The following is a 25,346-nucleotide window of genomic DNA, read 5'->3' as shown; positions in this document are numbered from 1 at the left end:
ATAACCTACTTTGTGGAGAACAATGGATTTAATATTAATTAATGTGAGGAGGAAATTTTAATATCACTTTCAGCGACAGAAACATATGGTGTTTCAATATCTGAACGTTTAGCTGTTCTCCAGGCTTTTATCGCTATTTTAAGCCCATAGAATATAATGCTATACACCACTAGTAAGAATAAAATACTTAATCCTGCATTGGTGTAGTTATTGATCACAATATGATGCATATCAGACAGTTTTTGAGCTGTTGTTACCGCAGTTGCCGTTGCTATTTTGTCTTGATATGAATGAGCCAAATAGATAAACCCTTCCAGCTGAGGATCAGAGCTAAACAACTTCAAACCTAACGCCCATGTCGTACATATTAATAGCCATATTGCTGGGACAAGCGTTACCCAAATATACTTAGTGCGCTTCATTTTAATCAAAATAACGCTACTTAATACTAACGCAACAGCGGCCAACATTTGATTAGAGATACCAAATAATGGCCATAAACTTTTAACCCCGCCTAGCGGGTCAACAACCCCTTGATAAAGTAGATATCCCCATAAACCAACACAACCAGCAGTAGCAATACAGCCAGCAATTAATGAATCTGTTTTTTTCAATACAGGAATAAAATTAGCCAAAAGATCTTGTAACATGAATCGACCAGAACGTGTGCCAGCATCCAAAGCAGTCAAAATAAATAAAGCTTCAAAAAGAATACCAAAGTGATACCAAAATCCCATATCAGCGGCAGGAATAATTTGCTGGAACACATAAGCAATACCTACCGCAAGTGTAGGCGCGCCACCGGCACGATTCAAAATAGAAGGTTCACCGATATCTTTAGCTGTTTGTAAGATTTCCGCTGGCGAAATAATAAATCCCCAAGAGCTGACTGTTGCCGCAGCATGTACTGTAACTGCTTTCAATTGCGCCATAATCATAGCTGCATCGGAGCCACTTAATTCATGCAAATTAGGCATGGTAAAACCTAACGCTGCCGGTGGAGTATTCATGGCAAAATAGAGGCCAGGTTCAATGATAGAGGCAGCAACTAGTGCCATGATAGCCACAAATGATTCCATTAACATAGCGCCATAACCGATGTAACGCGCATCGGTTTCATTGGCTAATAATTTAGGCGTTGTTCCCGAAGCAATTAAAGCATGAAAACCAGACACGGCACCGCAAGCAATAGTAATAAATAGAAAAGGAAATAATGTCCCTTTCCAAACCGGACCCGTTCCATCAACAAATTGGGTTACCGCTGGCATTTTTAAATCTGGATTAAGAATAATAATACCGATTGCTAAACCAACAATGACGCCTATTTTCAAAAAGGTCGCCAAATAATCTCGTGGCGCTAAAATCAACCACACTGGCAATAACGCTGAAATAAAAGCATAACCAATTAAGACATAAGTAATGGTGGTATCTTTAAAGGTTAACGCTGGTCCCCAATAAGGATCATGAGCAATCACACCACCAAATCAAATAGCCGCAATTAGCAGAATAACACCGATAATCGAGACTTCTGCAACACAACCAGGCCGAATATAGCGCATGTAAATACCCATAAAAAATGCAATCGGTACTGTTGAACAGACGGTAAACACTCCCCATGGACTTTCGGCCAATGCTTTTACTACAATTAACGCCAATACGGCTAATATGATAATCATAATCAAAAAGCAGCCGAATAATGCAATTGAACCTGGCACCACGCCCATCTCTTTTTTTACGATTTCCCCCAAAGAAATCGCATTGCGGCGCGATGAAATAAATAACACCATAAAATCCTGTACAGCACCGGCCAGCACCACCCCCGCTAACAGCCAAAGTGTACCGGGCAAATAACCAACCTGTGCCGCCAATACGGGCCCTACTAATGGGCCAGCGCCGGCAATGGCGGCAAAATGATGGCCAAATAAAACATTGCGATTGGTTGGCACATAATTTAATCCATCATTATTAAGTACTGCGGGTGTTGAGCGAGTTGGGTCAAGCTGTAATACTTTTTTGGCAATATACAAGCTGTAATAACGATATGAAATTAAATAAACGGCAATGGAAGCAACAATGATCCATAAAGCGCTAATATGTTCTCCACGTCTAAGGGCAACGACACCTAAACAAATAGCACCAATGATCCCTAATATTAGCCAAGGGATATGCCTTAATATATTATTCTTATTCATTTAAGAAACTCTTCCTAGGTTAAATAAATATGTCAAATGAGAATGATTTTTATTTATTCTTTTTAGCATTTGTTTTTTAATTCATGACAGTTAAAAATATCCTTTGTCATGCTCAATATAATAAATCGGAAGAGGTAGTGGTTGATTTTGTTCTATGTAAACGGTCAAGTAAAATATTAAACGGTTAAATAAATCCAATGAGTGGTTATAAATAAAAAAAGAGCTATTTTTTTGTGACAAAGCTAACAACACAATTGTTAACTATTAATATGTAATTTATTGTCAACAGGTTAAAAATGTTATTATTGTAAAATGATAAAAATTATTAATGTTAGTAAAAATAAAATATTACTGTTTAATAAAATTAAAGTGAAGTTAATATTTTAATTTATTGTTGAAATAAATATATAAAACGCTAAAAAATCAAATAATCACCCTATCTTATCGATATATTAATATCTTTAATAAGAAAAATATATTATTTATAATCAATAGTAAATGTTGCTGTTGCATTAACCGTTCCGGCAGAAACACTATTATCAGTTTGATAAAATTTTGCACTATAAGTTAATTGCTTTGAAAAATTTATGTTTAATTTTTTATTGAAATATATAGGTGGGCACCTCGAAAAACCTAACCAGAGTTTGATTTCGCAGATAAAATTATCGAAAACTGACCTATTGCCCTGACCACCATGCAGAAAAGAAACGCCATTAAGTATGACCTCCTTGCAGACCGGTATCACCTACAGACGATTGACCAGTTGGTCGACCCTCTGGTCAAGATCGAAACCTGTATAGACTTTGCGCATCTGGCAGCGGAAATCGACCATGTGGTACCACGCCCTGTCAGCAAAAAAGGAGGACGTCCACCATTTCCAACCGAGACCATGGTTCGCATTTTAGTTCTAAAGCGTATCTACAACCTGTCTGACGAGCAGATGGAGTACCAGCTTTTGGACAGAATGAGCTTCAAGCGTTTCTGTGGGTTGCTCCATGCCATCAATATACCTGACCGTACCACTGTGTGGACGTTCGAGAACAGGATCGGTGAAGCTGGTGCTAAAGCCATTTTCGATGGTGTAACCTCACAGCTTTTGAAGAAAGGCTTTATAGCTCGGGGAGGCCAAATCATCGATGCCACCTTGGTACCTGCTCCGAAGCAGTCGTTCACGAAGGACGAAAAGGAGCAACTCAAGCAGGAAGCGATACCTGCTCATTGGAAACCAACCAAGCGGCGGCAAAAAGATTTAGACGCCACGTGGACTAAAAAACACGGTAAGAGCCATTATGGCTATAAGCTTTCTGTGAACATGGACAAGAAGTACAAGTTCATCAGAAAAATCGTCACCGATACGGCCAGCACTCACGACAGTCAGCATTTCGAGAGGGTCATCGACAAGGCCAACACCAACCGTAATATCTACGCCGACCGAGGCTATCCCTCTGCGGAACGGGAAGCTTGGCTCAAGGCAAACGGCTATAGGAGCCAGATTCAGCGTAAAGGCCATCGAAATAAACCGTTGTCCAAGACTCAGCAAGGGCGCAACCACCGGATTGCAAAGATTAGGGCACGGGTTGAACATGCATTCGCGGCGATGGAACAAATGGGTAGAAAACTGATCCGTACCATTGGGCAAGTGCGCGCTAATTTTGCCATGACGATGATGGCAGCATGTTACAACCTAAAGCGGTTGGCGTACTTCCAGCGTACCGGCATCTTAGCTTTTTAACGCCCAGAATGGACAAAATGACACTGTCCATGGCAATGGACGGTAGGATTAGTAGCGGGGGGATCAAAAAACATCTAATTATTTAGAGACAAGCCGGAGAGCCATTGAAGATTTCGAGTTTTTCGAGGTGCCCGTATGTCGCGAATTCACCATGTACTCTAGCACCAGTAATTATATTTTTTACATTAGCACACTGATAAGTTTTAATTACATCAGTTGTGAACGTACCTAATAATGTGCCTACCGGCATATTATTCTTCACAATAATATCTCTTCCATCCACCTTTATTTGCCCACCAACCTCAATACATTGAGCAAAAACAGATGGGGTATAATTCAAACTACAAATAAACAGCATAATTAAAGATAAATTTCTCATAAGTATATTCCTTTCTAAAATTGCTTTTACATAATCATTACTCATCCTTGGTAAATTATTTTTTTAAAATAAAAATATATATTCCCTAAAAAGAATTATTATAGAAATTAACTTGTCAATTTTATTTCTATTCAATAAAAAATATTAAATCATACAATTTTTCAGAATGGGAAAATTGTTATCAATATCTTTAAAATATTGTTCAACAACAACTCTATCAGACTAAATTTAATTTTACCCACCAATTAACTCAATATTTAATATAAGAAAAATTACAACTGAAAATTTTATTTAAACTATTTTATATACTAATGATAAAATATCGTACTGCATAATTTAGATGAGTATAAAGTTTTATAACTAATACACTTATATTTATTTTAATAACCATTATTGCAAAATTAAAAATTATTACTATTGGGGTTATTATTTCCACCATTAGGCCATACATGGTTACGACCATTATCTTGGTTATTATTATCCCACTGATTATTATTATTGTTTTGATTACTGTTATTGCCGCCTGGATAGCCGTTATGGTTACTACCTTGGTTGCCATTATTGCCGCCCGGATAGCCGCTATTGTTATTACCTTGGTTGCCATTATTGCCGCCTGGATAGCCGTTATGGTTACTACCTTGGTTGCCGTTATTGCCGCCGGGATAGCTGTTATTGTTATTACCTTGGTTGCCGTTATTGCCGCCTGGATAGCCGTTATGGTTACTACCTTGGTTGCCATTATTGCTGCCCGGATAGCCGTTATGGTTACTACCTTGGTTGCCATTATTGCCGCCTTGATGGCCGTTATTATTACCCTGGTTGCTATTATTACCGCCCTGATTGCCATTATTATTACCTTGGTTGCTATTATTACCGTCCTGATTATTATTACCTACTGTTTTAACATCAAAAGCATTTAAAAATACTGGGTTTTCCTTCGCCCAAATATTAGTGTTGTTGTAAGACAAAATAGTAGCGCCAATTTGTTTCTTGGCAACAGTTCCACTTTCGGTAGGTCCTATTTTATAGATCCTGACATCAAAATTATGGTTTATCCGGTTCCAGGTATGGCTATGCCAACAAACCGAAATATTATTTAGATTATTTTTCCAACCTGTAGCCGGAAAATATACATCGCCACACATGCTCTGAACACCAAGTGAATAACCAATTCCGGCAATATTGGTTTTATACACTCTAATACCATTTATAGATGTAGCAAATTCACCATATATTTTTCCTCCAGTAGTCATGTTGTTAGTATTATTATTATCGCAGCTATAAGTTTGCATTGAGCCTAGGGAAAAAGTGGCTAATAAAGTACCAACAGGCGTATCATTATTGACTACAATATCTTTTCCATTTATTGTTAATGGCCCACCAATAGCATTACATCCCGCAAAGGATAAAGTACTATAAGCTAAATTAAATAAAACAGAAGGTATTAATAATATATTCTTCATATGCACCTCATTTATTAAGGTAAATTTTGAGTGATTGATTTTTAATACTTATAAATAAATTTACTAAAATATATTTTTTAAAAATAAATTTGTTAGTTGAAATTTAGCAAGAAATAATATTAAATTTCATTAGTTAATCTATGAATGCAGAGTAGAAACAATATAAAAATGGAGTAATTAAAAAATATTTTTCTTAGCTATTAGATAGAAATTTGAAAATTATAAACCCCTATGACAAAATATCGTCATTTGTATTAAAAATTGTTTTTTGCATTATTTTGAGAGTTGTTACCATTATTATTAGTGTTGTTATTGACATTGTTATTAGTGTTTTTATTAGCATTATCATTGGTGTTTTTATTAGCATTTTCATTGGTGTTTTTATTGGCATTATCATTGGTGTTTTTATTAGCATTATCATTGGTGTTTTTACTGGTATTATCATTGGTGTTTTTACTGGCATTATCATTAGTGTTTTTACTGGTATTATCATTGGCATTATTATTGCCATTGTTATTGGCATTATTATTCAAGTTATTATTGGCATTATTATTTTTATTAAAATCTATACTGTTATCATTAGGCCAATTATATTGATGAGTGTGTTGATGATTGTGTTGATGTTGATGTTGATGTTGATGTTGATGATTGTGTTGATTATGATGTTGAATACAGCTATTTAGCTTATCTCCATTATCTACCTTTGTTACTCTAAAACTATTCAAAAACACTGGATTTTCATTAGCCCATAAACTGGTATCTTTATATGCTAAAATGGTTGCGCCAATTTGTTTTTTTTCAACTACTCCATTTTCAATAGCGCCTATTTTATAGATTCCGACCTCAAAATTATGATTTATTCGCTCCCAACCCTTATTCGACAAACAAACATCTATATTATCTATTTGATCTTTCCAACCTTTAGTTGGGAAAGCCATATTTTGACACATTGATTGAACACCAAGAGTATAACCAATCCCTGCGATATTGGTCTTATATACTCGGATACCATTTATAAGTGTTGCAAATTCACCATAGAGCTTGCCACCGCTGACCATATTTTTAACATTTTCATCACAACGATAAGTGTTAAATGAACTTGATGTGAAGGTAGCTAACAAAGTACCAACAGGCGTATCATTTGGAACAATAATATCTCTTCCATTTATTGTCAGCGGTCCACTAATAGCATTGCAAACATTAGAATCAGCGCTAGAACCACCGAAGGGATCAAAACCAAGTAAACCATTAATATTAGCAAAACCAAGAGTTATATAGCTAAGGTTTAAAATAATTATCAATATAATCCTCATAATTTTCTCCTTTATTAAAATAGATTTATAAGATTTAAAATAAAAATATCACAACATAATTAAACTTTTAATTAATAATTATATAAAATTAGATTCTATCAAAACAGATAACTTTATAACGATTAACAAACAATATAATTGTAATATTAGAAATATTATTTAATTATATAATTGACAAAATGGATTTCATTTTTCAACAATAAAATAAAGTTAAATTAATCAACCTACCTATATATTTTATATAGTCATAAAAATCATCATAAATTTTTATAAATAAATATTTATCAGCAGTGTGATATTGTTTTTAATAACTATAATGATGGTGAAATCTAATATTATTGTTATTGCCACTTTTATTTATATTGCTGCTTTTATTAGTATTACTACTTTTATTACTATTAGTGCTACTATTATTATTAGCGCTACTGTTAGTATTAGTGCTGTTATTAGTATTAATGCTACTATTCATATTAGGGCACCTCGAAAAACTCGAAATCTTCAATGGCTCTCCGGCTTGTCTCTAAATAATTAGATGTTTTTTGATCCCCCCGCTACTAATCCTACCGTCCATTGCCATGGACAGTGTCATTTTGTCCATTCTGGGCGTTAAAAAGCTAAGATGCCGGTACGCTGGAAGTACGCCAACCGCTTTAGGTTGTAACATGCTGCCATCATCGTCATGGCAAAATTAGCGCGCACTTGCCCAATGGTACGGATCAGTTTTCTACCCATTTGTTCCATCGCCGCGAATGCATGTTCAACCCGTGCCCTAATCTTTGCAATCCGGTGGTTGCGCCCTTGCTGAGTCTTGGACAACGGTTTATTTCGATGGCCTTTACGCTGAATCTGGCTCCTATAGCCGTTTGCCTTGAGCCAAGCTTCCCGTTCCGCAGAGGGATAGCCTCGGTCGGCGTAGATATTACGGTTGGTGTTGGCCTTGTCGATGACCCTCTCGAAATGCTGACTGTCGTGAGTGCTGGCCGTATCGGTGACGATTTTTCTGATGAACTTGTACTTCTTGTCCATGTTCACAGAAAGCTTATAGCCATAATGGCTCTTACCGTGTTTTTAGTCCACGTGGCGTCTAAATCTTTTTGCCGCCGCTTGGTTGGTTTCCAATGAGCAGGTATCGCTTCCTGCTTGAGTTGCTCCTTTTCGTCCTTCGTGAACGACTGCTTCGGAGCAGGTACCAAGGTGGCATCGATGATTTGGCCTCCCCGAGCTATAAAGCCTTTCTTCAAAAGCTGTGAGGTTACACCATCGAAAATGGCTTTAGCACCAGCTTCACCGATCCTGTTCTCGAACGTCCACACAGTGGTACGGTCAGGTATATTGATGGCATGGAGCAACCCACAGAAACGCTTGAAGCTCATTCTGTCCAAAAGCTGGTACTCCATCTGCTCGTCAGACAGGTTGTAGATACGCTTTAGAACTAAAATGCGAACCATGGTCTCGGTTGGAAATGGTGGACGTCCTCCTTTTTTGCTGACAGGGCGTGGTACCACATGGTCGATTTCCGCTGCCAGATGCGCAAAGTCTATACAGGTTTCGATCTTGACCAGAGGGTCGACCAACTGGTCAATCGTCTGTAGGTGATACTGGTCTGCAAGGAGGTCATACTTAATGGCGTTTCTTTTCTGCATGGTGGTCAGGGCAATAGGTCAGTTTTCGATAATTTTATCTGCGAAATCAAACTCTGGTTAGGTTTTTCGAGGTGCCCATTAGTACTTTCATTGGCATTAGCACTCTCATTGGCATTAGAGCTTTCATTAGCATTAATGCTCTCATTAGCATTAATACTCTCATTAGCATTAGTGCTCTCATTAATATTAGTACTATTATTGATATTGTTATTACCTTCCTGCCCAGTGTTACCACTTTGACCTCCACTATTATCTAATGAGCCATTATTATTGCTTTGGCCACCATTAGTATTTTGCTGCCCATTATTACCACTTTGACCTCCACTATTATCTAATGAGCCATTATTATTTCCTTGGCCACCACCAGTATTTTGCTGCCCACTATTACCACTTTGACCACCACTATTATCTAATGAGCCATTATCATTGCCCTGGCCACTATTATTATCAATTGAACCATTGTTATTCGGTTTATTATCATTATTATTCAAGGTCACAACTCTGAAATTACTTAATAAAACTGAATTTTCATGTGCCATCATATTTTGGTTATTAAACGCCAAAATAGTAGCGCCAATTTTTTTCTTTTCAACAATACCACTTCCTGTAGGGCCTATCTTATAGATCCTAACATCAAAATTATGTGTTATCTGGTTCCAAATATCTTCATTCCAACAAGTCGCGATATTATCTAAATTATCTCTCCAGCCGCTAGAAGGAAATGACATATCACCACACATCGATTGCACACCAAATGAATAACCAATACCTTCGATATTAGTCTTATATACTCTAATTCCATCTATATAAGTAGCAAAATCACCATAAGCCTTTCCACCTGTTCGCATATTTGCTGTATTATTATCATCACAACGATAAGTTTGAAAAGAACCTAATGAAAAGGTATCTAATAAAGTAAAAACAGGGGTTTCATTGTCTACCACAATATCTCGTCCATTTATTGTAAGTAGTCCAGCTACAGCGTTACATTTAGCAAGGGCTAAATTTACACAATAAAAATTACAAATAATAAAATTAATTAACAACATGATCTTCATATGTATTTTCCTTTTTAAAATTAATTTAAAATTATTAATATCCATAAAAAAATTATCAAAATACATAAATTAAATTACACATTTTAAATCAACTATTATATTAAAAATGAATCTATTAACTTAAGTGTAATTAAATTAAAAATACTAAGTATTATATACCTACAAATAAAATATTAAATATAATAAAAAACCATTCAATTGTTAGAACAACTAAGTTAATTTAGTTTCATGACAATTAAAAGCATTATTAAAATAATTATAGTAATTCCGCATCTTTCAATAATAAATTTTCTATGCGATATGTTTATACAAAAATCAATTATCTTAACACCATTAAAACAATGACAAATCTATTAAATAAGAGGAATTATTACTTATTAAAACTATTCTTATTCTAACTACGGCCTAAGATATCTTATTTATGCTAGTAACAAAAGTACTATCTGACAATTACCTAAAAATATTATTTGCAACAATGAATTATACAAATTTACTTTTAAATCATAGTATTATGTTATCATGATCAATCGTTGATAATAGTATCATGCCTTATCTACATTAGTTAAGTATTGTTATTTAGTGAATAAATATATTCCAGATGTATAAAATACTAATAACCCAATATTTATATATTAAGATTATTTTATTTCTCAGATTCTGAAATAAATAAAAACATACCAAAAAATGTATTATCTTATTTTTAGCATACAAAACTTTAATTTATCATGCTTGATATTAAATTATCATAAAAATTGAACAAAATTTCACACAATACAAAATTATTAAAATAATAATCAACTGCCATGTTACAATTAGATATTGCTTAATATGATTTCTTGCATGAATATTTGCATTAACACAAAGTCATTCGATATAGTATTATAATTACATTTATATCATTAAATAATAGAATTATTGGCTAGTCTAAAAATTAATTGATAAAAATATAATAATTTAAAAAATTTAAGTATTTTAAATAAAAATACAAAACTAAATATAATCTATATCTAATTATTCTAAAATAACACTTTCTGCTAACAATGAAAATTCGTCGGCCGGGCTATTTTTCTGCTTAATTTTCGATTGTTCTTCTATTAGTTCTGCAAAAAATGAATCTATTGGTATATTTAACACTTGAGTAATTGAATATAATGTATTTACTTTAATGTCATTGACACCACGTTCATAACGTGAGAGCTGTTGTTGGCTGACTCCTATTTTTTCAGCTAATAATTCTCCAGATAATCCCTTTTCTTTTCGTTTAAATTTAATCATTTTTCCTATATTTACATTGATATTGATACTCATATATTATCCTTGTATAGATATAAAAATTATTACCAGTAAGCAATGCTTAGTCTAAATAATAAATAATGTTATTATTTATTTTTCTTAATATAGAAAAATTAACTACAATTTACCACCTCTTGACTAATAAACCATTAACTTTAAGAGTATTAATAGTTATTTTATTTTCAATGCTCTAATATGAAATTTTATTCAATGATTTTCAATAAACAATCATCAATAAAAAAACATGATATTTAATATATATTTATCGTATAAAAATAAAATTTTCCACTTATTATATAGCTAAGATTATTGTCATTTTATAACTAACTAATAAATATACATTAACAATGTCTAACCAATCACATTGTTATTTATGCTCACTAATTATGAGTTTATTAATGAACTATCTATTAAACAGCAATACAATAGATTTATAAAACTATACCTAAATTACATTAATAACTATCAATATGCCATTAATTGCATAATAATCTCATCGCATAATAAAATCATACTATTAATTAAATTAATATAAAATCATTATCAAATTTATAAAATAAACTGCTAACTATAAAAAAATCAATATAATAATATCAAAATATAGCCAAATTAAAACTCATCCTTATTTATCTAAATTAATAAATATTTTAAAAAATTAACATTATTTATTATTCCAATTTATTTTAATCAACTAACAATACTGAAAATAAATATAGTATATATAAAATAATTAACAATATAAAACTATCTAAGGTTGTCTTCACTTCAAATAAAATCATATTCTTCATTAATTTCATATGGATATAATTTTATTATTTTTTATATCATAAAATTATATAATAAAACTAAAAATTATTAATCAAATAAAACAATGTTTTTATCAATTTTATAAAAATCTGATATTATCTATGATCCATACAATGGCAATAAGGAAGTTTTTATGTACAAATCCATAATTTTGTTCTTAACTTTATTTTTATCCAGTCACGCTGTAGCCTATAACATCGAAATTGATAAAAAAACCGAACAAGAATTGGATAAAATAATCACTACCAAAGTTATTCCCAATCAACATGCTGAAAGAAGTATTTTATTAAATGAAATATCAGCATCTTTCCTAGATACACCTTATAAAGCTAATACACTTATTGGCTCACCAACTATAGCTGAAGCTCTGGTTATCAATTTCAACGGCGTTGATTGTTTCACTTTACTTGATTATATACACGCCATTAGCCATTCAACCAATAAACAAACATTTTTAGAAAACTTGGTAAAAACCCGCTATATAGATAGCAATGTTAGTTACTTAAAAAGAAAGCATTTCTTCTCTGATTGGTTTGCTAATTCTCCCAAAAATGCCAATGATATTACGAATAAAATAAGTGATAGCTATATTACCGTAACCAAACATCTTAACCTTAAATCCGATGGTGGCAAATTTATTCCTGATTTAAACATCATCGAGCGTAAAATAAATTATATTCCATCAGACAAAGTAAACTCACACACATTACAAAAATTAAAAACTGGAGATTACATAGGAATTTATTCAAAACTGGATGGATTGGATGTTTCTCATGTCGGCATGGTTATTAAAAAAGGAGACCAAATTTATTATCGGAATGCATCATCACTTTCAAAAAACATGAAAGTTGTTGATACACCTCTGCTCGATTATATTCGCTCACGACCAGGTATTATTGTTTTACGTTCCATTTAGCAGTTTAAATTTTGATAGATGCTCTTTGAATTTATTAGGTTAAAGAGCATCTAGCTTTTTAAGACCGTAGTAAAAAACTATACATCAAAATAAATCCATTTATTCCTGTTAGCAACTCCAGCATCAACTCTCAATAATTGCAAATTTAAAATTAGCAAAATCAATTAACAATAATATAAACAAGAAAATCAAAAATAAGAAAAAAAGCTTCCTATTCAATAAAAACAATTACTTATATAGTAAAAAGCAGCAACTGAATAAAATTTTTACTATAACAAAACAGGATAAAACATCTAATATTAGATAAGTTAAAGGTATTCTGTATTAAATGAAATAATCGCAACGAAAAAAGCAACCCAAGTAACTATCAAGAAGATAACTAATTAAGCAGTCGAGGCAAAGAATTGAGACACCAGTCGTAGCTATTATTACTTAATGAATTCAATCTACTGGTGGTGATTAATCTAACAAAAAATTTTAAACAACATTTATTCGAATAACTTTAACGTAAACCACAAAAATACACAATCTATACTACAATCAACTTAATTAAGTAAATTAACGTTCATTTTTTTTACATTCGTATCGCACATTTAAACAAGTTTTATATATTTCAGCTAATTAAAATTAAAAGAATCGATAATCGTAAATTCAAGTTAGTTTTGAGATAAGTATAACCACTCAATCAGAATTATATTTTTCGTAAAAAAAAATTAATAGGATTTTCATGAAAAAATAAAATATTTTGACTTTCCATATTGAAAATACAATCTGAATGCTTTTAACTACAAAAACTAACACTAATTAATAAATACTCGACAATAATTTATATTTCTAGAAATTTACAGGATATGCAATGTAACTAACAAAAATATTTAATAAATAACAACATAGCTACATCACTCACTTAATCAAAGTCAGCTATTTCCGTTTGCTTACTCTGTTTTTTTAAGTATTTTACATATTAAATGGTGTTTTTAATCAATGAAATCTATTCACCTATATAAATTATTGTTACTGATAACAACTTTTGCTCTTCCATATTCGGGTTTTGCACAAGAGCGGCCATTATTATCAATTACGGTAAATGAGTCGTCTTACCAACAGCAACGCGATGACGATCTATCTCGGCCAGCGGTACAGAGCGAGTCCCGTATTTTGCCAATTTGGGGTAATGAAGCTCGTGCTCGTGGTTATGCTCTACCTGAACCATTTGGTATTGGCTACGGCTATATGAATTTACGACAGGACGTAGTAGTAGATAAAATTAATTTTATCTCACCGAAAATCCCACAACTATCTAACTTAGTAACAATAGATGCCGGCCATACCCGCGAGAAAAATGAATCGCATATGTTAAAATTAGATACTTGGGTATTCCCCTTTTTAAATATTTATGGCGTTTATGGCAAAACCAAGGGTTCCTCGAAAACCAAATTAGCTAGCGTTTATTTCGGGGACGCTGAACTAGATTTCGCACGAAATATGCCTTTCGTATTAGATTTTGAAGGAAAAACCTACGGTGGTGGAGCTGTTCTTGCCGGTGGCTATAAGCAATTCTTTGCTACCTTAGATGCAAATTATACGCGCACTAACCTTGATATTTTAGATGGTGATATCAGTGCATTAGTTATCACTCCGCGCATTGGTTACGAGTTTACTTTTCAGCCCTTATTATCAGGTCAAGGTAATACCAAAGTACAAGTGTGGGTAGGTGCAATGTATCAGGATATCACTCAACGCTTTAAAGGTAATATTAATAACCTGAATTTACCTGAAGAATTCGCCGAATTAATCAAATTGCTTGATGATCCTAATATGAAATTTGATGTTAAACAACATTTAGCACACAAATGGAACAGCACGATAGGCGCTAGAATAGAAATTACTCGTAATTTTAATATCTTATCTGAAGTGGGATTTAATAATCGCAATAGTTTCTATATCTCGGGCGAATTACGTTTTTAAATAAAATAGCATTATCCATTAAGTTGATTAATTTATGTACTTCTGGCCTATACCATCAATTTTAAAAAAAGTTAGTTCAGCTAAACGGTACGGATTACAGTATGTGAAAGGCTGGAGGTTGAATTTGAAATTTTTTATTAAGATCTTCAGTCTTTGCCTTTTCTTAATTAGTTGCAAAGAAAATACAGCAACTTCAATAACCATTGAACCGGTACTCACAACAGAAACTCACGAAGAGGCGCAAAGGGTTTGGCCTGTTATGCAATCAATAGCACCACCGCAAGGCTTAAGACCGTGTTGTGCTTTTGGTTATAATCTCAAAGTTAAGCTTTGGCAAATACCAATCCCTTTTTATCAAATTGATAATATTGTTGAAGCCAACAAACTAGGTGAACATCATTATAATGATAGTTTTTGGGCAATATTGACAGTACTTAGCGGGTTGAGTAAAGAAAAATTAGGCCTTATTTATACTGAAAAAGGCGGGTTTATTGACATTGCTCATGTAAAAGATACTGCAGATTATACCCTATATCTTTTTACTGAAATTTTTGCTCATCTGGGAGAAAATTATCAAATTCAACTAGATGATGAATTAGCTGCCCGAAAAATACAACTTTTTGCGGTTAACCCATCAATACCCTATATTGAACGTTATACATTAAGTGCTTATCTGGCCGCTGAATTAGCTTTTGAATTAGCTGCCTGGCACGAAATCGCTCAAAGTTATGGCTATGAATCTGTACCTGGTATTTCTGAAGGTATTTCCGCTTTTTCTCCTGAAGATCTCTATTCCAACCTGTTAGGTGCCCGTCTTGCCCTTACATTAATTTTACAAGGTCAGGCCAGTTCAGTGACTCAATTTAGTGTAGCCATGGCTAAAACATTACCATTAGCATTAAAAGAATTAGGCGCTTACGCTAAAAACGAAACCAAACAAATGTTCGATCAAATAGATAATCTATGGTGGAATAGCAAAATGCAGGTCCCTGAAAAATTTCTGGTCCTAAAACGAGACTATGAAACCAGTAGTACACGTATGCCAGTCATGCCGCCAAAAAATATCCAACACGGACACAAATTGTCCCTTCCTCAGAATTATAAACACTATAAGCTATCCCAATTTGCGCAACTACAGCTGTGGCCAACAAAATATTCTACTGCCTTACCAGCTAAAAATGGTTATTGGACACGTGAAGACTTTCCACAAATAGCAAAATTTACTGAAATTCGCGATAATTTGGAATTAAATCAGCAATAAAATCATTAATTTTTGCTAAAAATATAGTAGCCCCATATGTAATTAATTAAATAAGTTTAACTATATCAATATCGATCAAAATATAACTTATTGTAAAATAATGATAAATGTTTTTTTAATTAAAATTAACAAATTTAAACTAAAATTTAATTAATAAATAGCCAATAATAAGTAGCACTTGTTAAATTTATCTGCTAGGATTTGTGCAATTTTTGTTCAACTTGAAACGAGGAGAAGCGCCATGCCCTCTCGAACGATGGGGACTAACGCCGTCTTCGCTTTCTTAGTGTTATTGTTTTCAACTAGTTTTAGTTATTCATCAACCAGTACGAGTTTGTCTCTAAAAGAGTATTATCACAAACCTGTGCAGACAAAAGAACTAACTCGTCTGCCTGATATGCGAAAATACCCATCAGGAGCTACTCGCAAGAAAGCGTTTTTAAAAGCGATTGTCCCAATAATTGAAAAGTACAACTACAAGATCATGCAAGATCGCCAGTGGTTATTATCCAAACGTTACAATAAAAATTGGAACGCTGCTGATAAACAACGATTAAACCAAATTTGCACCAGTTATAATATACCATGCAGTTCACCTGCTAGTTTAAACTGGAACAAGTTGCTAAGTCGTGTTGATATTATTCCTACCCATTTAGTTGTTACCCAAGCAGCAACAGAATCAGGTTGGGGAGCTTCTGGCTTAGCCCAGAAAAATAATAATTTGTTTGGTATGAAATGCGGTCGTAAATGTACCTACAGTCCAGGTACCATCAAAGGCTATGCGGTTTATTCATCTGTCGATGCATCTGTCAATGCATACTTAAGAAATTTGAATACCAATAATGCCTATCAATTATTACGCAATTCACGTGCACAGCAGCGTAGTACTCAGAATTCATTAAGTACCAGTGTATTAATTGATAATCTGAAAAACTACTCACAACTTGGAGATAAATATAATCGTTATTTACAAAATATGTTCTCAAGTAACGAAGAGTTAATCACCCAAGTTCAGCAGAATATGCCAAAGCATATTTAATCAACTTGCTGTAATAATTGCTAAAAATAAAATCCATACATAATAAATGTGTGGATTTTATTATTTTTAAAATATTAACATCCTAATTCCTAACACAATAGCATCATTTAAAATTCATTTGATTCACTAACTTCAAAGAAAAATAAAAAATAGCATACCTATAATCGCCCCAACAGTCCCTAAAATAGTTTCCATCAAAGTCCAAGTTTTTAATGTCTGCCCCTCGGTAGCACCAGTAAATTTACTAAACAACCAAAATCCAGAGTCATTTACATGGCTTAGTACTATTGAGCCGCCAGATATACAAACTGCCAAAGCGGCTAATTGCGCGCCAGAATAACCTAACTCATTGATCACCGGCAATATAAGTCCAATAGTCGTTAAACAAGCTACCGTCGCTGAACCTTGAATAATACGTACAGCAGCAGCTAATACAAAACAAGCCAATGCAATTGGTAAGCCTGTATTCATTAACGCATTACCTAATACTGGCCCAACACCTGAATTGACTAAAACTTGCTTAAAAACGCCCCCTGCACCTGTAATAAGTAAAATAATTCCTGCTGGCTGAATCGCTGCTGAACAGATCTCCATCACTTTTTCTCTATTCATACCATAGCGAAGCCCTAAACCATAAATAGCCAGTAGACAAGCTAACAGCAATGCGATAAATGGGTGGCCAATAAATTCTAACCAATGCTCTGCATCAGAACCCTTTACCAAAAAATAACTACTTAATGTTTTCAATCCTACTAACGCTAAAGGAAACAGTACGATCAATAGGCTGAACATAAAACTTGGCATTTTATCTTTTTTGCTCTCATTACCTTGATAATTTTCAGGTAACGCAATAAAAACATGCTGGCTAATAAAATTACCAAATAATGGTCCGGCGATAAGCATTGCTGGAATAGCTGCACATACGCCAATCAAAATCATCCAACCAAAATCAGCATTCATCTGAGATGCAACTAACATTGGCGTTGGACCCGGAAGTAAAAAAGCAGCAGCAGCGGCTACACCGGCAAACAGGGGAATAGCTGTTTTAACAACATTGCCACCTAAACGGTTAGTAATGGTGAAAACAATACCAATTAACAATACTATTGCGACATCAAAAAAAAGCGGCAATGCGCAAATCAATCCTGTAATACCAATGGCTAAATTAGTCCGTTTTTCACCAAAACAATTGATTAATTTGATCGCAATTTGCTCTAATGCGCCTGTTTCATGGAGTATCCGTCCAAACATTGCGCCTAATGCCACAACAATTGCTAAGAATCCTAATGTTCCTGCCATACCTTCTTGCATTGTTTCTATGATTTTTTTAACCGGCATGCCAGAAAATAATCCCGCTAAAATAGAAACCACCATCAACGCAATGAACGCATGTAATCTTGCATACATAACCAAAAACAACAATAAAAAGACAGCCCCTGCGGCAGTCAATGTCAATACAAGCATATTTAATGTTTCAGGTATAGGCGTGTTCATCTATTTTTCCTTAGTAATAATTTCATCAATTAATTTTACTGTATTATCAATAACTTCAGCTAATGGTGGCTTAATATCGATGACATACACATCTTTTTCATCATTACTAGGTACTTCCAAAGTATCAAACTGCGAGACCAACATATTTGGTTTGAAAAAATGATTTTTACGCTTTTTTAATCGGTCTTCTATTAATTTAAAGTCTCCTTCAAGGTAAAGAAATGACAAATGTTGGTTTCCGTCTCTTAAAATATCTCGATATTTTTTTTTCAACGCGGAACAAACAATCAAAGAAACCTTATTTGTTCTCTGCATAGCAAAAATAGCATCACTCAATGCCTTAAGCCAAGGCAGTCGATCAGAATCATTCAACGCATAGCCATCCGACATCTTTCTAATATTGGCACGTGGATGCAAAAAATCACCATCTAAAAACGCAGCTCCTATTTTTTGAGCGATCCCACTCGCAACTGCTGATTTACCACTACCTGACACCCCCATAAGTATAAAAACATGGTGTATTTTTTTACTATCACGCATTATTAACTCCTTTAAAAATCAAGCAATATATAAAATGTTACTGATAATTTTCAGTTATAAAAAATAATATAATAGAATTGTGATAAGAATCTCAGTAAAGAGGGAGGCGTGAGCGCAAGTAAAATTTGTTATCCATTTTATAACCCTTAATTTAAATAGAAATAACTTCTATTAATTCACTAGATAATCAAAATTAATAATCTTAATTTCTACTCAATATTTATTCCATTTTCCAATTAAGTATCAGTTTATCGCAACAGGAAATAAAAAAGCATTATTACAAAATAGTAAAAGATATTATTTATTTTAGAACTATGGTAGATATCAAAAAGTATAAATATGATAATATCATTATTATAATGATCTTCACCTTAGGATAATTCATGACAAAGCAAGATCAGGAAAAAATACTGTCCCAGGCAAAAAAAATATGTCAAGCGCGTAATGTACGTTTAACACCCCAAAGAGAAGAGGTATTACGCCTTATAGCAGCCCAACCTTGTGCTATTAGTGCTTATGATTTGCTTGATTTACTTAGAATTTCTGAACCTCAAGCTAAACCGCCGACTATTTATCGTGGCCTGGAGTTTCTCTTAGAACAAGGTTTTATACACAAGATAGAATCAACAAATAGCTATGTTATTTGTCATCATTTTGAGGATCCTAAACATACCTCAGTTATGCTAATTTGTGATAATTGCGGTAGTGTTGCCGAAAGTAATGGCCAAGCGGTAGAAACTGCTATTTTAAAATTAGCCAAACAGACTGGTTTCCAGTTGTCCCATACCGTTGTTGAAAGCCATGGGTTATGTTTACCCTGCAACAAAATTGAGAAAAAACAGTGTCAAAGCTAAGGTATTATTAGGCTTAAATAGTGATATAAAAGCCGGCGGCTTATATAACCGGCCTTTATTAAAAAAGCAATAAAAATTTAAAAATAGTTTGCTTAATACCCATCAATCAAAAAATCAAACAAACTAGGAAATAATATTATATTCAATAAATTAAGCTGAATTTACTTAAAAAATTAATTAGAGATAAAAGAGCTAAAAGTTTGACTAAAATGAGTTACTACTACGAATAATACCAACAGCTAGTCCTTCAATAGTTAAGGTTTGTGTCCGCAAATCCACAATAATTGGCTCAAATTCAGGATTTTCAGCAATTAATTCAACTTTACTACCCACTTGCTTGAAGCGTTTAACCGTCACTTCATCATCAATCCGCGCTACAACGATTTGTCCATTATGTACCTGCTGGGTTTTATGTACAGCAAGTAAATCCCCATCAATAATTCCAATATTTTTCATGGACATGCCATTAACACGCAATAAAAAATCAGCACTAGGTCTAAAAATAGTAGCATCAATCCGATAATGACTCTCGATATGTTCTTGAGCAAGTAAGGGTTCTCCTGCCGCCACCCGACCAATAAGTGGTAATCCTTCATCCTCATGTTCTTCTTGCAGTAGCCGGATACCGCGAGACGCGCCAGAAACAATTTCTATCACCCCTTTACGCGCCAACGCCTTTAAGTGTTCCTCTGCTGCATTTGGTGAACGAAAACCTAAACTTGATGCAATTTCAGCGCGTGTCGGCGGCATACCCGTTTGCGAAATGTGTTCACGCACTAGATCATAGACCTGCTGCTGCCTCAACGTTAATTCTTTCATTTCGCCCCCTATTTATTCGCATCCACACATTGTCACTGTAAGTATATACAGGTATATTAAGATTTAAAACCAATAAATGTGTAAAACCCTATTTTTTATAACTAGCTCACGAAATAATGATTACCAATTACAACTGACCAAATAAAAATTGCTAAACAAATTGAAATAAAAACCGCCGCCGAGCCGATATCTTTCGCTTTAGCAGAAAGCTCATGCAATTCTGTACCAATTCGATCAACCACTGCTTCAATCGCACTATTTAATAATTCAACAATAGCTATCAATACCATTGAGCTAATAAGTAATAACCGTTCAATCCATTGCACATCAAGTAAAAAAGCCACAATAATGGCAATAATCACCATAATTGCTTCTTGTCTAAAAGCGGCTTCACTCTTCCAGGCTGCTCTTAACCCTTTCAGCGAATAACCAGTTGCTTTAATAATTCGGGTTAAGCCGGTTGTTTGATTTGCCATAAAATTTACTCTCTAGGTTTAGATAAATGTGGGATTTAATATAATTATTATCTTTTAAACAGATATTAATTACTATTTCTGATATGCTTTGGTAGGATTCAAACAAGAGGCTATCGCTCATCTATGTCATTTTGGCGTAAAATTTACTATAATCTATTAGATTTACCAATGAAATTGTTGGTAAAAAGTAAGCTCATACCAGCAGATCCAATTAAAGAATTGCATCTTGATACGACACATCCTTTTCTATATGTATTACCTTATCATTCTAAAACAGATTTATTGACCTTACGGCAACAATGTTGTTCTATTGGCTTACCAGATCCACTCGATCCGATTGAAATAGACGAAATTAAATTACCTGCCTATGTCTTTATCGATGATGGCCCGCGCGTATTTCGTTATTATTCGCCAGATCCACGTAAAGATTCAGTAAAAACATTTACTGCTTATCTTGATCTTCATTGCCATAATCCCGAGCTAAACATTCAGATGCTACCCGTATCAGTAATGTTCGGTCGAGCGCCTGGTCGAGAAGGCCACTCGCCAGCACCTCCGTTACGTTTACTGAATGGTATCCAAAAATTCTTTGCCGTTATCTGGCTAGGACGTGACAGTTTTGTTCGTTTTTCTCCCACTGTCTCTTTACGCCAAATGGCTGGCGAATATGGTACTGATAAAATTATCGCCAATAAACTTGCCCGAGTAGCTCGAATTCACTATTCACGGCAACGATTAGCTGCGGTTGGCCCCAAACTCCCTGTACGCCACGATCTATTCAATAAACTGTTAACTGCAAAAGCGATAGAAAAAGCAGTTGAAGATGAAGCTAAAGCAAAAAAAATCTCCCTTGAGAAGGCAAAACATAATGCGATTGCCATGATGGAAGAAATTGCCGCTAATTTTTCCTATGAAGCGATCCGCATTACTGACCGCGTACTTAGTTGGACATGGAATCGACTCTATCAAGGAATTAATGTGCAACACTCCGAACGTGTGCGCCAATTAGCACAAGATGGCCATGAAATTGTCTATATTCCTTCTCATCGTAGTCACATGGATTATCTATTATTATCTTATGTGCTTTATCATCAAGGTTTAGTTCCGCCTCATATCGCTGCAGGTATCAACCTTAATTTTTGGCCGGCTGGGCCAATTTTTCGTCGCTTAGGTGCTTTTTTCATTCGTCGCTCTTTCAAAGGCAATAAACTTTACTCGACCATATTTCGTGAATATCTCAGCGAATTATTTGCGCGTGGTTACTCAATTGAATATTTTGTTGAAGGTGGCCGCTCTCGAACAGGCCGACTACTGGAACCAAAGACTGGTACGCTGTCAATGACCCTGCAAGCAATGCTACGAGGTGATTCACGTCCAATTACCATTGTTCCAATCTACATAGGTTATGAACATGTATTAGAAGTTGCGACCTACGCTAAGGAACTAAAAGGGGCAGCAAAAGAGAAAGAAGGGTTTTTCGCAATGTTAAGAGGTCTACGCAAATTGCGTAAACTAGGCCAAGGTTATGTTAACTTTGGTCAACCGATTGCACTAACTCAATATTTAAACAAACATGTTCCCGAGTGGCGTCAATCTATCGATGCTATTGAGCCCCAGCGTCCAACTTGGTTAAATTCAACCGTGACTCGGTTAGCTCATAAAATCATGGTTAGAATTAACAACGCTGCTGCGGCTAATGCAGTCAATTTATGTTCAACTGCTTTGTTAGCTTCGCGCCAACGTGCATTAACCCGTGAACAATTAATTGAACAAATCGAATGTTACCTCCAACTATTAAGAAATGTGCCTTATAGCGATGATAGCACGACACCCAGCAAAACTGCTGAGCAACTATTAGAAGACGCCTTACAATTGGATAAGTTTGAAGTCGAGCATGACAGCATGGGCGATATTGTAGTATTACCTCGAGAAAATGCTGTATTGATGACTTATTATCGAAATAATATTATGCATTTGTTGGTTTTGCCTTCTTTGGTAGCCAATATCGTATTACATAATGAAAGTGTTCAACACCAGGAAATTGGTGATCAAATTGCACTCATTTATCCATTCTTAAAAGCAGAGCTGTTCATGCGATATAGCATAGAAGAATTACCTGAATCTATCGATATTCTGCTGAATGAATTGGCGCGTCAACAACTAATATTATTAACAGTAGAGGGTGTTGTAACTATCAATCCAGCTCGTATTCGCCCTCTTCAGCTTTTAGCTGCTGGTATCAAAGAAACTCTACAACGCTATGCAATTACACTTTCACTACTGAGTACGATACCTGAAATTAGCCGAGGAATATTAGAAAAAGAGAGCCGTATTCTTGCTCAACGTCTATCTGTACTACATGGTATCAACGCGCCTGAATTCTTTGATAAGGCGGTTTTCTCCACACTGGTAAATACATTAAAGCAGGAATGTTATATTAATAGAGAAGAAGATACGATTATCATCGCCAATGCACAACGGCTTTATCGTATTATCGCTAAATTAATATCTCCAGAAGTGTGCTTAACTATTGATAGTGTCAAACACGTTACTGAAAAGCCATTACCTAAATAAATCATCTTTATATTAGTATAGTAACGCAAAACGGATTTAGACTAAAATCGACCAACATTATAAAGGATAATCATTCGAGATTATCCTTTATAATTAAAAATAATTTAATAAGATGCCAATAAATAAAACCAACCCCACATAATTGTTATTCATAAATGCTTTAAAACATAATATTGGTTGTCGATTGGCTATTAGTTTTTGTTGATAGGTAAATAAGCCTAATACCAATATTAAACTAACAAAATAAAACCCACCCAAATCTAGCAGTTGCCCTATATAAAATAACACCAGCACCATAGCTAATTGTAAAATGCCAATAATTAATTTATCAAAACCGGCAAAAATAATTGCGGTTGATTTTACACCAATTTTTATATCATCATTGCGATCAACCATCGCATACTGGGTATCATAAACAATAGACCAAATAATATTAACCAGAAATAATAACCAACATTCTAAAGGTAAGGACTCACTAACTGCTGCATATGCCATTGGAATTGACCAACCAAACGCAGCACCCAATACAATCTGCGGAAAATGGCTAAATCGTTTGATAAATGGATAAATCCAAGCTAATAACAACCCAATCACCGATAACCAAATTGCCATTTTATTTAAGGTCAACACTAATATAAAAGCGATGACGATCAATGAAAAAAATAGTGTCTTAGCTTCTTTTTCTGTTACATCACCATTTGGCAGGGGACGTTCCTTGGTTCTTGCAACATAACCATCAAATTTTCGATCCGCAAAATCATTGATAACACAACCAGCTGCACGCATCAAAAAAACACCCGCAGTAAAAATTAATAAAATAAAAAGATCTGGTAACCCCCGGCTTGCTAACCATAATGCCCAATAAGTAGGCCATAGTAATAATAAAATACCTATCGGTTTATCAATTCGCATTAAACGAAAATAGGCGCGCCATTTATTCAATTTCAACGTTGTTTGCCCTGCCAATCTATTTATCTCCCTATTATTTTGTATAGATAGGTGAATCTGGCAAAAAAAGTTCTGTTAATAATAAAGGTTTAGCCGATAATCTTAACAATGAACGCCTTACCCAACAATTATTCTGTATACCTAGATTAATATAATCACGAGTCAAATTATTTCCACTAAATAGGTATTTTCCCAATGGCACACTGCCTAAATTTATTAGCTCACTTTCAGGGCCAGTTAATGTCTCTTCTGGAATAACCGTCCGCCCATATAACCATGGACAACCATCGCCCAAAAGCACCACTTCACGTAACCAATAACGTTGACTATTAGGCAAAAGTTTAGCTTCTTCGTCCTGACTATCTAACAGAATAAAACCTTCTTGATACAGTTTTACGGTGACTTGCTGGCAATAACGCGCAAGACGCTCAGTCATTGAACCTAATTCGGTTAACCAATTATATATTGGATTCGGTACGGTAACTTCTTGCGTCGAAAACCAATGAATCGGTTGATTGCAGAAAAGTGACTGATTGATATGGCTTATCTTTACAGTTACGCCCATAGAATACTTCTC

The 25,346-nt window shown here is 34.3% G+C and carries 18 protein-coding genes and 2 pseudogenes; 7 read left to right on the top strand and 13 right to left on the bottom strand.

The window, feature by feature from the left end; translation table 11 throughout:
* Nucleotides 1–38: 38 nt before the first annotated feature.
* Nucleotides 39–2,192, bottom strand: a pseudogene (locus WH390_RS00635) (carbon starvation CstA family protein).
* A gap of 694 nt (nt 2,193–2,886) precedes the next feature.
* Here WH390_RS00635 and WH390_RS00630 point away from each other — a divergent pair.
* Nucleotides 2,887–3,924 carry an IS5 family transposase gene (locus WH390_RS00630; protein WP_032116610.1) on the top strand — a complete coding sequence of 346 codons (1,038 nt, stop codon included), beginning with the start codon at nt 2,887–2,889 and terminating at the stop codon, nt 3,922–3,924.
* Nucleotides 3,925–4,006: 82 nt separating this feature from the next.
* Here WH390_RS00630 and WH390_RS00625 read toward each other — a convergent pair whose 3' ends face one another.
* From WH390_RS00625 to WH390_RS00600, 6 genes and pseudogenes are all read right to left on the bottom strand, one after another.
* The gene (locus WH390_RS00625; protein ID WP_406850612.1) at nt 4,007–4,303 is read right to left on the bottom strand and encodes a hypothetical protein; all 297 of its coding nucleotides are present in this window, start codon (nt 4,301–4,303) and stop codon (nt 4,007–4,009) included.
* Nucleotides 4,304–4,704: 401 nt separating this feature from the next.
* Entirely contained in the window at nt 4,705–5,766 is a 1,062-nt protein-coding gene (locus tag WH390_RS00620; protein ID WP_406850611.1) for a hypothetical protein, read from the bottom strand.
* 254 nt (nt 5,767–6,020) lie between these two features.
* Nucleotides 6,021–7,079, bottom strand: coding sequence for a hypothetical protein (locus WH390_RS00615; protein WP_406850610.1), 1,059 nt, complete (start codon nt 7,077–7,079; stop codon nt 6,021–6,023).
* A 606-nt stretch (nt 7,080–7,685) separates the two neighbouring features.
* Nucleotides 7,686–8,722, bottom strand: a pseudogene (locus tag WH390_RS00610) (IS5 family transposase).
* A gap of 5 nt (nt 8,723–8,727) precedes the next feature.
* Complete coding sequence (locus tag WH390_RS00605; protein ID WP_406850609.1) at nt 8,728–9,780, bottom strand: hypothetical protein; 1,053 nt, start codon at nt 9,778–9,780, stop codon at nt 8,728–8,730.
* A 1,011-nt stretch (nt 9,781–10,791) separates the two neighbouring features.
* Nucleotides 10,792–11,088 (bottom strand): helix-turn-helix domain-containing protein, encoded by a 297-nt coding sequence (locus WH390_RS00600; protein WP_032116439.1) that lies wholly within the window; start codon nt 11,086–11,088, stop codon nt 10,792–10,794.
* A 925-nt stretch (nt 11,089–12,013) separates the two neighbouring features.
* On the opposite strand from WH390_RS00600, the gene WH390_RS00595 reads away from it, so the two are divergent.
* From WH390_RS00595 to WH390_RS00580, 4 genes are all read left to right on the top strand, one after another.
* Nucleotides 12,014–12,796, top strand: a complete 783-nt coding sequence (locus WH390_RS00595) for a DUF1460 domain-containing protein (RefSeq protein ID WP_032116440.1) — start codon at nt 12,014–12,016, stop codon at nt 12,794–12,796.
* Between the two features lie 984 nt (nt 12,797–13,780).
* Complete coding sequence (locus WH390_RS00590; RefSeq protein ID WP_032116441.1) at nt 13,781–14,764, top strand: hypothetical protein; 984 nt, start codon at nt 13,781–13,783, stop codon at nt 14,762–14,764.
* Nucleotides 14,765–14,888: 124 nt separating this feature from the next.
* Nucleotides 14,889–16,025: a DUF4056 domain-containing protein gene (locus WH390_RS00585; protein WP_238565707.1), complete on the top strand. Its 1,137-nt coding sequence runs from the start codon at nt 14,889–14,891 to the stop codon at nt 16,023–16,025.
* Nucleotides 16,026–16,266: 241 nt separating this feature from the next.
* Nucleotides 16,267–17,064, top strand: coding sequence for a protein bax (locus tag WH390_RS00580; protein ID WP_032116442.1), 798 nt, complete (start codon nt 16,267–16,269; stop codon nt 17,062–17,064).
* A gap of 132 nt (nt 17,065–17,196) precedes the next feature.
* Here the strand turns inward: WH390_RS00580 and gntU are convergent, their stop codons facing one another.
* Nucleotides 17,197–18,558 (bottom strand): gluconate transporter, encoded by a 1,362-nt coding sequence (gntU, locus tag WH390_RS00575; protein ID WP_032116443.1) that lies wholly within the window; start codon nt 18,556–18,558, stop codon nt 17,197–17,199.
* Nucleotides 18,559–19,098 (bottom strand): gluconokinase, encoded by a 540-nt coding sequence (gene gntK / locus WH390_RS00570; RefSeq protein ID WP_032116444.1) that lies wholly within the window; start codon nt 19,096–19,098, stop codon nt 18,559–18,561.
* 383 nt (nt 19,099–19,481) lie between these two features.
* Here gntK and zur point away from each other — a divergent pair, with 383 nt between their 5' ends.
* Nucleotides 19,482–19,952, top strand: a complete 471-nt coding sequence (gene zur / locus WH390_RS00565) for a zinc uptake transcriptional repressor Zur (protein WP_032116445.1) — start codon at nt 19,482–19,484, stop codon at nt 19,950–19,952.
* A gap of 204 nt (nt 19,953–20,156) precedes the next feature.
* On the opposite strand, the gene lexA is transcribed toward zur, so the two are convergent.
* Together lexA and WH390_RS00555 are read right to left on the bottom strand one after the other, a co-directional pair.
* Nucleotides 20,157–20,771: a transcriptional repressor LexA gene (gene lexA / locus WH390_RS00560; protein WP_032116446.1), complete on the bottom strand. Its 615-nt coding sequence runs from the start codon at nt 20,769–20,771 to the stop codon at nt 20,157–20,159.
* A gap of 101 nt (nt 20,772–20,872) precedes the next feature.
* Nucleotides 20,873–21,247: a diacylglycerol kinase gene (locus tag WH390_RS00555; protein ID WP_032116447.1), complete on the bottom strand. Its 375-nt coding sequence runs from the start codon at nt 21,245–21,247 to the stop codon at nt 20,873–20,875.
* Nucleotides 21,248–21,370: 123 nt separating this feature from the next.
* On the opposite strand from WH390_RS00555, the gene plsB reads away from it, so the two are divergent.
* Nucleotides 21,371–23,821 carry a glycerol-3-phosphate 1-O-acyltransferase PlsB gene (plsB, locus tag WH390_RS00550; protein WP_406850608.1) on the top strand — a complete coding sequence of 817 codons (2,451 nt, stop codon included), beginning with the start codon at nt 21,371–21,373 and terminating at the stop codon, nt 23,819–23,821.
* A gap of 93 nt (nt 23,822–23,914) precedes the next feature.
* Here plsB and ubiA read toward each other — a convergent pair whose 3' ends face one another.
* Entirely contained in the window at nt 23,915–24,769 is an 855-nt protein-coding gene (ubiA, locus tag WH390_RS00545) for a 4-hydroxybenzoate octaprenyltransferase (RefSeq protein WP_148305604.1), read from the bottom strand.
* Nucleotides 24,770–24,803: 34 nt separating this feature from the next.
* A complete protein-coding gene (gene ubiC, locus WH390_RS00540; protein WP_187290967.1) occupies nt 24,804–25,334 on the bottom strand; it encodes a chorismate lyase in 531 nt (176 codons plus the stop codon).
* Between the last annotated feature and the right edge of the window lie 12 nt (nt 25,335–25,346).

It is taken from the genome of Candidatus Arsenophonus nilaparvatae (assembly GCF_045346035.1).
In the GTDB taxonomy this organism is placed as follows: domain Bacteria; phylum Pseudomonadota; class Gammaproteobacteria; order Enterobacterales; family Enterobacteriaceae; genus Arsenophonus; species Arsenophonus nilaparvatae.
This window is presented reverse-complemented; position numbering and strand designations above follow the sequence as displayed.

What these genes read in the sequence shown, in the direction of transcription:
- gntK (WP_032116444.1), bottom strand. Translation starts at nt 19,098, where the DNA reads ATGCGTGATAGTAAAAAAATACACCATGTTTTTATACTTATGGGGGTG.
- WH390_RS00600 (WP_032116439.1), bottom strand. Translation starts at nt 11,088, where the DNA reads ATGAGTATCAATATCAATGTAAATATAGGAAAAATGATTAAATTTAAA.
- WH390_RS00615 (WP_406850610.1), bottom strand. Translation starts at nt 7,079, where the DNA reads ATGAGGATTATATTGATAATTATTTTAAACCTTAGCTATATAACTCTT.
- WH390_RS00630 (WP_032116610.1), top strand. Translation starts at nt 2,887, where the DNA reads ATGCAGAAAAGAAACGCCATTAAGTATGACCTCCTTGCAGACCGGTAT.
- plsB (WP_406850608.1), top strand. Translation starts at nt 21,371, where the DNA reads ATGTCATTTTGGCGTAAAATTTACTATAATCTATTAGATTTACCAATG.
- gntU (WP_032116443.1), bottom strand. Translation starts at nt 18,558, where the DNA reads ATGAACACGCCTATACCTGAAACATTAAATATGCTTGTATTGACATTG.
- ubiC (WP_187290967.1), bottom strand. Translation starts at nt 25,334, where the DNA reads ATGGGCGTAACTGTAAAGATAAGCCATATCAATCAGTCACTTTTCTGC.
- zur (WP_032116445.1), top strand. Translation starts at nt 19,482, where the DNA reads ATGACAAAGCAAGATCAGGAAAAAATACTGTCCCAGGCAAAAAAAATA.
- WH390_RS00580 (WP_032116442.1), top strand. Translation starts at nt 16,267, where the DNA reads ATGCCCTCTCGAACGATGGGGACTAACGCCGTCTTCGCTTTCTTAGTG.
- WH390_RS00595 (WP_032116440.1), top strand. Translation starts at nt 12,014, where the DNA reads ATGTACAAATCCATAATTTTGTTCTTAACTTTATTTTTATCCAGTCAC.
- WH390_RS00590 (WP_032116441.1), top strand. Translation starts at nt 13,781, where the DNA reads ATGAAATCTATTCACCTATATAAATTATTGTTACTGATAACAACTTTT.
- WH390_RS00620 (WP_406850611.1), bottom strand. Translation starts at nt 5,766, where the DNA reads ATGAAGAATATATTATTAATACCTTCTGTTTTATTTAATTTAGCTTAT.
- WH390_RS00605 (WP_406850609.1), bottom strand. Translation starts at nt 9,780, where the DNA reads ATGAAGATCATGTTGTTAATTAATTTTATTATTTGTAATTTTTATTGT.
- WH390_RS00555 (WP_032116447.1), bottom strand. Translation starts at nt 21,247, where the DNA reads ATGGCAAATCAAACAACCGGCTTAACCCGAATTATTAAAGCAACTGGT.
- lexA (WP_032116446.1), bottom strand. Translation starts at nt 20,771, where the DNA reads ATGAAAGAATTAACGTTGAGGCAGCAGCAGGTCTATGATCTAGTGCGT.
- WH390_RS00625 (WP_406850612.1), bottom strand. Translation starts at nt 4,303, where the DNA reads ATGAGAAATTTATCTTTAATTATGCTGTTTATTTGTAGTTTGAATTAT.